Raw genomic sequence first — 12,732 nt, 5'->3', positions numbered from 1 at the left:
CACTATATCATGATAAAACAAGAAGTTTGCACATCATTTTATCATTTAAGGCAAGCTTTTCTTAGCTTTTTGTGAATTTTTATTCATGATCACTAAAAAAGCCCAAGGCACAAGGCCTTGAGCTTAATTGAATCGCTTAGAGGGCTTCGCCTCGCCCTGCTAGACCCTGTCCAGGGAAACAAGACGTTCCCTTTTCCTTATCTACTAGGGCGGTGTAGAAGAGGGCCTTGGCCACATTCAGGCGCAGACCGTAATAGAGTCCAATTAAAGCCGCAACTAAGAGGGCGAAGAAGAAGAGTGAGAAAGCCAGGACATAGCTAGGCCCTTGAACAGGACTTGCAGCAATGGCGTAAGCAAAGAAAGCGACAATGCTGGCAATGAGGATTAGGATTGGAATCCAGATATAAGTTAGGATCAAGCCTAGAAGTTTCCAGCGGTTGCCCTTCATCATACGGAAGCTTTCCTTCATCACTTGCCAAGCCCCCATCTCTGGATAATCACCTAAGAGCGGCGAAACCATAGCCAGGGACAAGTCCAACCAAGTGACGACAATCCCTAGTATGATCCCTGCTAAAATAAAAATCCCAAAGAAGGCCGCATAGCCTTGCCATTCTTCAGTAGAAAGTATACTGGCGCCAATAAAACCGAAGCCAGAGAGAACCCCCACCACTATCGTTGGAATTAACCCAATTAAGGCAAGGAGGAAGAGGGCTAAGATATTACGGCCCAATTTTTCTTTAAAGGGCTGAACCAAGCTTCCCTGGTCATAAGAGCCGCCATGGCGGACCAGACGTACTAAGCCCCACATGATCCCCATAGAGAAGAGACTGGAAGCTAGCGTTGAGATCAGATTGAGTAAGGGAACTAGGCCAAAGCGAAGGCTGAGACCTTCCTGGGGATCCAAGCTAATTACCTGGTCAATGAGATAATCGATGGCAAAAACAACGATAAAGCTAATGACCATATCCCCTAAAATGCGCCAAAAATTACTGTGACTGATAGTTTTTTCGTGCTGATGGATGGTTCGATTACTTAGGTCAAGTTTCATTTGAATTGCCTCCTTAATGGCTTGCAAAGTGTACGGTTAGGTGGAAGCTTGCCCTTAATCACTTAGCGATGCTTTATGCAGTTCCAGGTGTTGGCGCAGACGGTTGGAAGCCTCTTGGCGGTCTTCTTCTGAGACAATGCTCAGATAAGTTCCTGTTGACATATCATCCGTTCCCTTGAGAACCCCCTGTTCAATGGCGTCGGCCGTATTACGGTAGTCCTTGGCCAGGACCATCATATCGGACAGCTGGAGGTCTGTGCGGACATTTTGGCGGACAATATCTGATAAGTCTTTGAGGTGGGTCAGGCTTTGAACGGAACGCAGAGAATCTAGGATTCCTCTGAGAACCACTTGTTCACGCCGGGCCCGGCCAAAGTCCCCTTCCGGATCTTCGTAGCGCATGCGGATATAGGCCATGGCTTCCTGACCATCATGGAGGGTAATACGACCTTGAGGGAAGCTATAGCCCATATTGCTGAAGCTGAGGGGATTATCGACCTGGATGCCACCCAGGCTATCCACAATATTCACTAGCCCAGTCATATTGACCAAGGCATAGTAATCAACAGGAACATTCAAGAGCTCTTGGACAGCTCCAATGGTCGCCTCAATCCCCCCTTGTCCGTAGGCTGCATTGATCTTCGTGCCAACTTGTTCGCTATAGGTATCCCGGGGAATACTCAGCATTTTAGCGGACCCTGTCTTGGGATTGAGAGTCAGCAGGATGAGGGCATCCGTATTCTGTTCTCCAGTGGTCCGCCCATTGCCTGAGTCCATACCTACCAAGAGGACAGAGATGGGATCTTCCCCTAATTCTGGATTCCGCTGACCTGCCTCCTTGTCCTGGTCCCTCCCCTGAGTTGGCGCATAGAGGTCATCTGCTACCTGCTTAGCACCAAAGTAAGTCCCCCCTAGAACAACTAGGACCAAAAGGGCAAGTCCAGCCAGGATCCAAGGCCATATTCTCCTCTTGTGTCGTCGGTAGTGGTCACGTTGAGGCATCATACCCTTCCTTTCTATCATCGTATTCTACTTTTATTATAAAGTGTTTTAGCCAACAGTACAATTATAATCAAAAAACTCCAGTCATTGCCAACTGGAGCTTTGAATAAATCGCTTAATCTTTTCTAATAACATAGGAATGAACGAGACCAATTAATAGGCCAAGAATGGCTGGTAGGACCCAGGCAAAACCATAGCTATAAAAAGGAAAAACGGCCCCAGCAAAATGATCCAATGCTGCAATCGATCCTGTAGGCAGGGCATGCTGGAGGTCAAAGCAGGCAGGAACCAGGGTAAAGCCCAGGGTCCAGCGCATAATCACTGGTCGCTTCGTCCAAGCTGGCACCAAGTGAAGGAGGGCAATCACAATCGAGAGGGGGTACATAAAGGCCAGAAAGGGGACTGCCCAAGCCAGGATCGCATTCAAGCCCGCATTAGCAATCACAAAGGAAATACCAATGAAAACATAGGTCCATTTCTCCTGGTCGAGCACATTGGGATAGATCTCCGCAAAGGTTTCTGCACAGGAGACGATAAGGCCAATGGCGGTCTTGAGGCAGGCCACAAACATGACTACAAAGAGCAGGATCCCCGCAAAGACGCCAAACTTAGTGGATACAATTTGGATCAAGGCTTCGCCCCCATTTTGGGCCAGGCCAATATCTTCCAAGCTCCGGGCCCCCAACATGGTCAGGAGGAAGTAGATCACAGCCATCAAGCCCATGCTCAAGGCCCCACTCTTAATGGTTCCCATGGCTACGTCCCGGTCTTCTGTCACCCCAACTTGGTGGATAGACCGCACCACCAAGATGCCAAAGATCAAACCAGCAATCACATCCATGGTATTATAACCATTTAAGAAACCTTGAAGAAAGGGGGCCTCCTGGTACTTAGGAGCAACCGGGAAAGCGGCAAAGGAAAAACTATCAGCAGTTAATAAGACGCCCGCTAAAATCAAGGCTAGAAAAATGAGAAAGACCGGATTCATCCACTTGCCCACCCAGGTCATAATCCCTGAAGGCTTGAGAGAGAAATAAGCCACACAAATAAAAAAGAAAATCGAATAAGCAAATAATAAGAGCGGGTGTTGGGTAAACTGACTAAAGCCAATTTCATAAGATACCGTCGCTGTCCGGGGAATCGATAAGAGCGGCCCAAGGACAAAATACAAGAGCGCCGTAAAGATATGCCCGTACTTGGGAAGGACCCGCTCCGACATATCATTGAGTCCCTTAGATCCCGACACCCCAATAGCCACCACAGATAGGAGGGGCAAACCCACCGCTGTTACCACAAAGCCGAGAGCAGCCGGCCAGAGATTAGCTCCAGCTTCCTGCCCCATTTGAACGGGAAAAATCAGATTACCAGCCCCAAAAAATAAGCCAAATAACATAGACCCGATGACGGTTGACTGACGCCAGCTCAAAGTCTGGTGTTGATTCTTCAATGCAATCACTCCTCTTTCGCAAATTTATACCAATGATTAAAATTTTAGCATAAATCAAAGGCGCTTAAATTAATTTATGATGAGGATAAGCCCATAACTATCTCTATTCTATCATTTTCCCCTATTTCTGAAGATAAAATCATCTTATCCAATAAAGTTTTAAGGTCCAAATTCAAAAGCGCAAGGTATACTCTCCAGCGCAATTCACTAAAAAAGCTGGAGCCCAAACGCTCCAGCCTAATGGTTCACAAAATGGTAAAGATACAAGAGATAAGCCCAGTACTTGTAGAATTCTTGCTGGGCAAAGTCTTGGATATAGTCCGGTCCTTCCTTCCAAGTCACCCAATGGTCCCCCTGGCGGTGGTAGGCAGCAACGAAGGTAAGATCGAAGTCATAGCGACGGTTAACTCGCTCGAAGATCATCTTGGTCCTCAACATATGATAGTCTGAGGAAACCACCAAAGCGGAGCTATAGCCCGCCTCTTCCATCATCTTCAAGCTATGGGTCGCATTCTCATAGGTAGAGGTCGCTGTGGCATCATTGACGATAGCGGACTCTGGCACCCCATGTTCGGCATAGTATGCGCCATTAATTTGATCATAGGGCGACACAATCAGCTTACCAGACCGGCTATAGCCTCCCCGGTAAAGGTTAGCCGCCCGCTCGGCCCGTTCCTCAGTAATCATCCCCTCTGGCACAATAATCACATCAGCTTGCTTGGGCGTCTCATCCACAATTAAATGATCCATGATCACAAAATATGACAAAGAAATAAAAGCCAAAGCTAGCCCGAGAGCTAGAATGGCTCCTAAAAAAAATCGTTTCATATGCACCTTTCCAAGCCTAGTCGTGATTCCTTAAGAGACCTAAGTCCTCACAGTGCCCTCCCTAGGCTTTCATCGGTCCAAGTTTTATGGACCAAGCGAGGGAGGTCCCAAGTCGGCACCTTACCTTCCTTCAATCAATTAGCGGATCCCTAAAGCGATGCGGGCGTAACGCGAAAGACGTTTGGTTGTCCAAGCAGGCACCCAAACCAAGTCGATCTTCATTTCTTTAATCGCATCGACATCATCCAGGGCAATGGCCGCCGATTCCATGAGCACATCCTGGAGAGGACAGCCCATAGTGGTTAGGGTCATCTTAATCAGGAGGTGGCCCTCACCGTCATAGAGCAAGTCGTAGATCAGACCCAGGTTGACAATATCAATGCCCAGTTCCGGGTCAATGACTTGCTCTAAGGCCTGGATACACTCCTCATAGAGGGCTTCGTCCATGAGTTTCAAATCTTCAAATTTGGAAAGGTCGGTAAAATTTTCTTCACTCATATAAACTTCCTTTCTTTATTCAGATCGTTCAGCGACTTTGACAGTCTTATTGTTGATGGCTTGCTCCAGTCGCGGATAGAGGTCCCGGGCAACGCTAGCACCCAAAGTCATGAGCTCATAGAGAACTCGGACGTCCTCACCGGTCCGCGACAGGCAACGCGTATAGATTTCCCCATCGCCCGAGAGGATCAGGTTGTAATAGCCGCTCCGTTCACGGTTCAAATCATTGATGACTTCGAGGGCCTTGGCCGTCTGTTGGTAGTCTTCCACCTGGCAGAGCTGGCGGTAGTTAATTTGAAAGTCCGTGGTGGCTTCTCCCTCGTTAAAGTCCCGGGCAATGATATGGCAAGGCACGACCTTGTCTTCCCCTAACTGATAAGCTAAGGCAAAGAGGTGCTGGCCACCATCTAAAGGCCGGTATTCTACAGGAACCTTCATTTCTTTAAATAATTGGCTTAAAATATCCTGGATTGCTGGCATGACAAACTCCTTACTATTTTGTTGTCGTTTTCAAGAACTCGCTTTTTAACTCTAACATTCTAAGGCTCATTTGTAAATGAATTGCCCTGGTCCTGGTCGATCGTCTTAATCACCTGGCCGGGGACCCCCATGACGAGGGAGTTCTCTGGGATATCCTTGGTAACCACCGACCCGGCCCCAATTACAGAGCCTGAACCGATACTGACACCTGGCATCACTGAGACATTAGCCCCGAACCAGCAGTCAGAACCAACCTTAATAGATCGGGCTTGCTCCAAGCCCGCATTGCGGGCTTCTGCCCTCAGGGGATGGGCAGCCGTATAGAAGCCACAATAAGGGCCGATAAAGACATGGTCCCCGAATTCAATCCGGGCTCCATCCATAAAGTAACAGGCGTGGTTGACAAAGCAGTGTTTGCCGAAGTGAATATTGTCGCCGTAGTCCACATAAAGCGGCGCCATGACTTCCAGGCCTTCAGGCAGGTCCCCTAGTAGCTTAGCTAAGGCAGTCTCAGCTTCTTTGCGATCAGCAGGATCGATCTGGTTGAAGCGGTGGGCCCTGCTTTTTGCTGCTTCTCGCTTGGCGAGGATATCCGGATCATAATTGGCGTCGTACCATTGGCCGGCACGCATTTTTTCATAGTGACTTAACATATATACCTCCTAAGGCCAGAGTCCTGATTGTCGGTAGTCTTGGCCGCAATAGTGCCAGTTGATCACATCCTGGGCATAGCGTTGGATGGTAGTCGTTGAATTATTGTGGTAGACCGAGGGGGCAATTAAGAGGCCGTGGGGATGGACATGGTCTAAGCGGCCAAAGCGCGGAGAAATTAGCTGGTAGCGGTTAACATCCAGGCTAACTCCCTGGGCTGGATCAGGATTCAACCAGCCCTTATCACGCAGGTCATAGAGGAAGCTATCTTGGGGTAAAGCTTGCCTTAAATCGAGATTGATCCCCGTCGCATTGACAATATAGTCCACTTCTTCAATGATCATGCCCTCCTGGTCGAGCAGGTAGTAGAGCCCAGTCTGCTTATCATAAATAATTTCTTCAACACCCGAACAGGAGCTGAGGCAGCCTTCATCGGCTAGGTCTAACAAACGCTGAGCCGACGCCAAGGGCATCTTACCCTTGGCCAGGGAAAAGACCTTGTCGTACTTGTCCGCAAATTGCTGACGGTCGCTTAGGCTCAGATATTGCCAGTAGTGGAAGAGGAGGCGGGTCACCCGGGTGGCCAAAGCCTCCAAAAGTGCTCCCTGGCTGGTCCAATCCATCGCACGACGGATCCCTTCAATTCCTTGGCTGAGACTCACTTCCTGGCAGTCTGCCCAATCTAGGCCTAGGTTCTGGCATTCGGCCTGGATCCACTGGTCGACCTGCTGGTAGGTCAGCCCCTCTTCCGCTTCCTGGGCTGCCTGAAAATTCTCCTCACTGAGATAAGCCCAGGCCAGGTCTTCCGCCTCCTTACCGCTCACAATCGGAAATTGATTGCCCCGGGAGAAGGCCAGAATTTGATTGGGCTGGCAAATATCGGCCAGGTATTTAATCACATCGATAGCTGATAAACTTGTTCCAATCACGGCCACCCGTCGCAAGCCTTCCTCATCCATCTGATAGCGGTCAGCCTCTAAGGGATAGGCCTGGTTGAGATAGCGGGGCGTTCCTTCCAATCGATAGAAGTCATTGGTCCCCAAGTCCCCACAGCAAAGATGGATGCGGTCGAAGCTCGCGTATACCTGGCCAGATTTGGTCTCAAGACACCAAGTCTCCGCCTCTTGGTCGAAGTTGACTTTAGCCACATACTCCTTCACCAGCTGGACCTGGAGGTTATCCAAGAGCGTCTCCACCCGGTCTCTTAAATAGCTTCCAAAGAGATAGCGGGAGCTATATTCAGGCCAGTCGCGGTCGGGATCCTTGGCCTTAAGCCAAGTTTCAAAATCACCGGGATAAGCTTGGTCATAGGTCAGACCAGCATTCCGTGTATTCATCAGGGCCCCTTCATAAGACTCCGTGAAGGGGATCCCCCGTCCCAAATAAGGCTCACGGTCAAAAACAACTAAGTCAAAGTCATGGGACTGAGCCAAGTGCTGGTAGGCTGCCAAACAAGCTGAGCCAGAAATCCCTAAACCTATAATCGCAATTTTTTCCATTGTCTCTAGTCGCTCCTTGTTCGCTTTTACTTTCTTTATTATAACATTTCTAAGCTAGAAGGCGAAAGCTTCTGCAGACTAAAGTAAAAGCTCAGCAGAAGCTTCGCTTAGTCCCTATTATTTGAAGGCGAGTCTCTCTTTGACTTTAAGTTCAAACATGTGAACCCTTACACAAATATTTGCAGTTTAGCCCAAAACTCCTTATACTAAAGATTAAAGAAATATTAAGATAAAGGAGTCCTTTGCATGAAAACTAAGCTTCCCTTAATCGCCGTTCTGACGGCACTCACCACTGCCCTATCGATCCTAGTAGTTATCCCTATTCCAGCCACTAGCGGGATCTTCACCCTCTGTGATGCAGGCATCTATGCCTCTGCCCTCCTGCTTGGTCCAGTAGCTGGCGGCATCGTGGGTGCAGCCAGCGGGGCCCTTATCGACCTCATCTCCGGCTATCCCCAGTGGATTGTCTTTTCTTTTATCATCCACGGCCTCCAAGGTTATATTGCTGGTTGCTTAGCTAAGAAAAAATTACCTGGTGGCAACTGGACAGCGCTCATCCTAGCTAGTATCTGGATGATGGTCGGCTATGCCATTGGGACAGGGATCCTCTATAACTGGGCCGCAGCCATCCCATCCATTCCTGGCAACTCCTTGCAAAATATCTTCGGTATCCTCGTAGCTATCCCCCTCAACCGCAGCATCCGTCGCCTCCGCCTACCTGCCCTCCAAGCTTTTATAGAAGACTAAACTAAAGGACCTTCCTCATCAAACAAGAAGATGAGGGAGGTCCTTTCTAATTTTACAATTAAGCCTGGCGAATTAGCTCATGGTCCAGCCGCCGTCAACAGGGAGGGCATGACCCGTCGTATAAGAACCAAGGTCCGAAGCTAAGAAGAGGGCTGCCTTAGCCACATCTTCCGCTTCCCCAAAGCGTTGCATAGGGATAGGTGCTAGGAAGCCTTGGGCAATGTCAGGGTCTTCCAAGAGTTCATTAGTCATCCCCGTTTTACCTGTGCCTGGGCAAATGGCATTGCAGCGAATTCCCTCACTGGCATAGTCCACGGCAATCGCCTGGGTCATAGACACCACTGCCCCCTTAGTAGCGGCATAGGAGACCGCATCAGGGAAGCCGATCAGACCGGCAGCAGACGCCGTATTAATGATATTCCCCTTGTTTTCCTTGAGATAAGGCATAGCAAATTTAGAAGCTAGGAAAGCCGCCGTAACATTGATGGCCAAACTCTTCTGGAAGGCATCGAGCGGTGTTTCTTCCACATTGCCTGGAACATAGATGCCCGCATTATTGAAGAGAATATCAATGCTTTGGTAAGCCTCAACAGTTTCTTCAACCATGGCTTTGACAGCCGCTTCGTCAGCCACATCAGCTTGGATAGCCAGGGCTTGTCCCCCTGCTGCTTCAATTTGACTAACGGTTTCTTCAGCCGCTTCACGATTAATATCGACCGCAGCAACTTTGGCCCCTTCCTTGGCGAAAAGTAAGGCCGTCGCCCGACCAAAACCAGAACCGGCACCCGTAATTAAGGCAACTTTATTTTCTAATAACATAATATAATATCCTCCTTGGTATTCTGCTTTAACGTTTATCTTTGATACGAACTTGAATGGTGATCAGAGGCTCTATGCCCTGGTCAAAGTTTAGGCTTAAAATCCGTGCCTCTAGAATATTCCCATGGCCAAAATAAAGCAATTGGCTAATGAAGTGATTGTCATCTGCAGGGAGATAACCTAACTGATGCCCCTTATAAGCCACTTGGACAGCATCCGAATCATAAGGATTATCCGCTTCTGCCAAGAGGTCCACCGCCGTCCCCACTTTCAGATCATCAATCACATCCAAACCGTCATAGCAGCGAAAGCCCTTGACTTTGAAGCTATCTAATTCGCGCGAACGGTCATACTTGACCAAATATTTATCCTTTTTTGCCATTTCTTCAGCTCCTTTAGCTTTTAATTTAATTGACGAAAAATTAATGACTTGTCCCCGGTCATCAAAGGTCAGACCTTCCCCTTCTAAGAGGGCCTGCTTCCGCTGGGGACCATAAGCATAACCCGTTAGTTGTCCCCGACTAGAGACCACCCGGTGGCAAGGAACCAATAAGGCAATGGGATTGCGCCCTACTGCGCCGCCGATTGCCTGAGCAGACATGGGGACCTGATAGCGGTCTTCATAGGTCTGAGCCAGGTCCCCGTAAGTCGTCACCCGGCCATAGGGGATTTCTCTTAATAAAGCCCAAACCCGCTCCTGGAAGGGCGTTCCCTGGAGAACCAAGCTCTCAGGCGCTAGCTGGACGGCTTGCCCGGCGAAATAAGCATCTAAGGCCTGGCAGACTTCCTCTAATTCAGGGCAGCTCTCTGCTGGTTGACCATCTTGGGGCAGGTCATCGTCAAAAGCAAGCCCATATAAGCTTCGCCCTTGATAAGTCAGTTCGATGACTCCAAATTTAGATTGATAATAAGCACTCAGCATCCTAGGCCCCTTTCAAGCTTCAAGTCAAGTGTACAAAATTTTATCCAGAGATGAAAGTAAAAAGCTAGTCCTTATCTTCCGGCTGGCGCATGTACTTGGTGAGGAAGGCTGTTCCAACCACTAGCAACAGAAGAAGGCCAATCGCTAAGACAAAGTCCCAGGTGTTAGGCGCGACCGCCTTGTCCCCCACATTGACATAAATCAGGGTTCCCGGCAAGATGGTGACTAAGGAAATCAGCAAGTAGTCGATAAAAGTAATGTCCGTTAAACCAAAAGCATAATTTTCAATATTATAGGGAATTAGAGGAATCAAGCGGGCAAGGGCCAGCACTAGGCGTAAGCGACTGGGTTTGCTGGACAAGATCTCCTGGGTGGAGGGATAACGTTCATAAAGGAAATTCTGTACAGGGCGTCGGAAGAGGTAGCGGGCTATTAAAAACATAAAGGACATATTAAAACTTGCCCCAATCACTGTCAGCAGCGATCCTTTCCATAGACCGAAGCCCATTCCCCCCGCCAGAGCCAGGATAGGCACCGGGAAGAAACCCATAGGCAGGAAGGTCCACAAGAGTACATAGATCCCTTCAGCATAGGAACTCGTCATCACCAAGTCCCTGACCCGGTTGAGATTAAAGGTCTTAAAGATCCACCAGCTCACAAGCACGAGTAATCCTAGGGCCAGCCAACGCCCCCATTTCGACCAATTAATTTTTTTACTCACTAGGCTAGCCAGCTCCTTTCTATAATAACTTTCTCTATTCATTATAACAGTTTGTGAAAACGTTTCAATATCAAAAAGCGATGGAAGTCCTGTCTGCCTATCGAGAAGAGTTGCTGGATAGGCTTTGGACTCCCATCGCTTTTTGGGGATGGGCTCATTCGGTGTGTCAAGCTACAATCGGAACTTTTAATTGGCGCTTGGTCAATTAAGCGTCAGCCCACACACCCTTTAGTCCGCTTCGACTTGGCAGACTCGGAGTGATTTCACAAGTCAGAAACGAGCGAATGCTTCGCTCTTTATTCTGCCTTGCTCCAAGCATCCAAAGCTAAGCGCTCTTGCTCTCACCCTGCATAGTCGGGTTCGCATGAGCAGCTTTGGAGTGCTTTCGCAAGTCGGGAACGAGCAAGCGGTGCTTGCCCTTATCCCGACTTACTCCAAGCATCCAAAGCTTAACGCTCTTGCTCTCACCCTTGTTTAATGCGTTTTTCCTCCTACGCTGTGGAGGTCTTCTTTGCCGTCATAGGCGACAATAGCTGAGATGGCAGCTTCTAGGCCTCGGCTGATGTCGGTGAGGCCCATGGATGGGGTGTTGGGACGGTCAACGACTTGTTCGGGCAGGTAAGGGATATGGATGAAGCCGGCGCCCTTAACTTCTGGGTAGGTCTTGTCGATCAGATAGAGGGTTTGGTACATGATGTGGTTGCAGACGAAGGTGCCGGCTGTATTGGAGACTTCTGCAGGCAATTGGGCTTCCTTAACGGCCGCTACCATGGCCTTGATGGGGAGGCTAGAGAAGTAAGCTGCTGGTCCGTCCGCTTGGATAGGCTGGTCGATGGGTTGCTTGCCCTCGTTATCCGCAATTCGAGCATCATCCCAGTTAATAGCCACTCGTTCTGGGGTTAAGGCATAGCGCCCCCCTGCTTGGCCCACATTGACCACATAGTCAGGTTGATGGTCTGCGATGGCCTGGCTCACGACCTCCGCGCTTTTCACAAAGACTGTCGGAATTTCTAACTTAATGACTTCTGCTCCAGCAATTTGGTCAGGGAGTGTTTTGACGGCTTCAGTGGCCGGATTGATCTTATCCTCACCAAAAGGATCAAAAGCTGTAACTAAAATTTTCATCGATAAAGCTCCTTTCTTTTATTAAAAGGCCCAAATATATAAGAGAACAATATGGACCACGATCATAATAAGGGCAAAGGGCAACTGGCGCTTGATGACACCATTGGGATCAGTCATCTCAAGCAAGGCCACAGGGAGGGCGTTGAAATTCCCTGCCATCGGTGTCAATAATGTCCCACAAAAACCGGCTGTCATCCCTAAGGCACCTACAACAACTGGATCAGCCCCCTGCATCAGGACAAAGGGAACCCCGATACCTGCCGTGATGACCGTAAAGGCGGAGAAGGCATTCCCCATCACAGCGGTAAAGAAGACCATGCCCAAGACATAGGCCACAATCCCCCAGAACTTCGACCCAGCTGGGACAATGCCTGCCAAGATTTGGGCCACAATCTCACCGACCCCGGCGTTGACAAAGATCACACCCAGGGCAGCGAGCAGTTGGGGCAAGATACTGGTCGTGCCGACTTGCTGGGTCATCCGATCCGTCTCATAGAGGGCCTCCTTGGCTGAAGGCTTAAAGAGAGCCAAGGCGACCAAGGTTCCCAAGAGCGAGCCAATCCCAATCGAGGAGGCACTGGACTCTGGAATCAGTCGGGCCACAATGACAGCGGACAGGGCCATGACCAAAACCGGTAAGAAAAGTTTCCAGCCAAAACGCTTAGCAGCTGCTTCCTGCTTAGCCTTGTCTTCAACAAAGGCCGTCCCTGCTCCGAATTGCTTGAACAAGGTGATGACACCCAAGAGGACCACCAAGATCCCGGAAACGAGACCAGGTAAGAGGCGGCCAAAGACAAAGAGCAAACCTAGAATGGCCCAAAAAGCTGCGGTCCCCCAACGCTTGGGATTCGTTCGATCCTGAGCCCCTTGGTAGGCAGAATAGAAGAAGATCAGACCAGACAAAATAAAGAAAAATTCTAAAACATAGCTAAATAATACTTCCAT

At 49.2% G+C, this 12,732-nt stretch carries 14 protein-coding genes; 1 reads left to right on the top strand and 13 read right to left on the bottom strand.

What is annotated here, in order from left to right; genetic code table 11:
- Positions 1–136 precede the first annotated feature (136 nt).
- From QP339_RS05460 to QP339_RS05425, 8 genes are all read right to left on the bottom strand, one after another.
- A complete protein-coding gene (locus QP339_RS05460; protein WP_284910719.1) occupies positions 137–1,048 on the bottom strand; it encodes a DUF975 family protein in 912 nt (303 codons plus the stop codon).
- A 54-nt stretch (positions 1,049–1,102) separates the two neighbouring features.
- Complete coding sequence (locus tag QP339_RS05455; protein WP_284910718.1) at positions 1,103–2,053, bottom strand: LCP family glycopolymer transferase; 951 nt, start codon at positions 2,051–2,053, stop codon at positions 1,103–1,105.
- Between the two features lie 112 nt (positions 2,054–2,165).
- Positions 2,166–3,497: a branched-chain amino acid transport system II carrier protein gene (gene brnQ / locus QP339_RS05450; RefSeq protein WP_284910717.1), complete on the bottom strand. Its 1,332-nt coding sequence runs from the start codon at positions 3,495–3,497 to the stop codon at positions 2,166–2,168.
- Positions 3,498–3,734: 237 nt separating this feature from the next.
- Complete coding sequence (locus tag QP339_RS05445) at positions 3,735–4,325, bottom strand: YdcF family protein (RefSeq protein WP_070616728.1); 591 nt, start codon at positions 4,323–4,325, stop codon at positions 3,735–3,737.
- Positions 4,326–4,463: 138 nt separating this feature from the next.
- Positions 4,464–4,823, bottom strand: a complete 360-nt coding sequence (locus tag QP339_RS05440; RefSeq protein ID WP_067975504.1) for a metal-sulfur cluster assembly factor — start codon at positions 4,821–4,823, stop codon at positions 4,464–4,466.
- A gap of 15 nt (positions 4,824–4,838) precedes the next feature.
- A complete protein-coding gene (locus QP339_RS05435; RefSeq protein ID WP_070616724.1) occupies positions 4,839–5,303 on the bottom strand; it encodes a hypothetical protein in 465 nt (154 codons plus the stop codon).
- Between the two features lie 59 nt (positions 5,304–5,362).
- A complete protein-coding gene (locus QP339_RS05430; RefSeq protein ID WP_284910716.1) occupies positions 5,363–5,956 on the bottom strand; it encodes a sugar O-acetyltransferase in 594 nt (197 codons plus the stop codon).
- 9 nt (positions 5,957–5,965) lie between these two features.
- Positions 5,966–7,453, bottom strand: coding sequence for an FAD/NAD(P)-binding protein (locus tag QP339_RS05425; RefSeq protein ID WP_284910715.1), 1,488 nt, complete (start codon positions 7,451–7,453; stop codon positions 5,966–5,968).
- Positions 7,454–7,699: 246 nt separating this feature from the next.
- Here QP339_RS05425 and QP339_RS05420 point away from each other — a divergent pair, with 246 nt between their 5' ends.
- A complete protein-coding gene (locus QP339_RS05420) occupies positions 7,700–8,200 on the top strand; it encodes an ECF transporter S component (protein WP_070616719.1) in 501 nt (166 codons plus the stop codon).
- A 72-nt stretch (positions 8,201–8,272) separates the two neighbouring features.
- On the opposite strand, the gene QP339_RS05415 is transcribed toward QP339_RS05420, so the two are convergent.
- From QP339_RS05415 to QP339_RS05395, 5 genes are all read right to left on the bottom strand, one after another.
- Entirely contained in the window at positions 8,273–9,019 is a 747-nt protein-coding gene (locus tag QP339_RS05415; protein WP_070616717.1) for an SDR family NAD(P)-dependent oxidoreductase, read from the bottom strand.
- 28 nt (positions 9,020–9,047) lie between these two features.
- A complete protein-coding gene (locus QP339_RS05410) occupies positions 9,048–9,941 on the bottom strand; it encodes a methylated-DNA--[protein]-cysteine S-methyltransferase (protein ID WP_284910714.1) in 894 nt (297 codons plus the stop codon).
- Positions 9,942–10,005: 64 nt separating this feature from the next.
- Positions 10,006–10,662, bottom strand: a complete 657-nt coding sequence (locus QP339_RS05405; RefSeq protein WP_284910713.1) for a TVP38/TMEM64 family protein — start codon at positions 10,660–10,662, stop codon at positions 10,006–10,008.
- Positions 10,663–11,136: 474 nt separating this feature from the next.
- Positions 11,137–11,787: a pyroglutamyl-peptidase I gene (pcp, locus tag QP339_RS05400; protein ID WP_070616710.1), complete on the bottom strand. Its 651-nt coding sequence runs from the start codon at positions 11,785–11,787 to the stop codon at positions 11,137–11,139.
- Between the two features lie 21 nt (positions 11,788–11,808).
- A complete protein-coding gene (locus QP339_RS05395; RefSeq protein WP_070617108.1) occupies positions 11,809–12,732 on the bottom strand; it encodes a DUF979 domain-containing protein in 924 nt (307 codons plus the stop codon).

The sequence above is a fragment of the Aerococcus sp. UMB7834 genome (assembly GCF_030215145.1).
In the GTDB taxonomy this organism is placed as follows: domain Bacteria; phylum Bacillota; class Bacilli; order Lactobacillales; family Aerococcaceae; genus Aerococcus.
The sequence above is the reverse complement of the archived record's forward strand: the minus strand, read 5'-3'. Positions and strand labels throughout refer to the sequence as shown.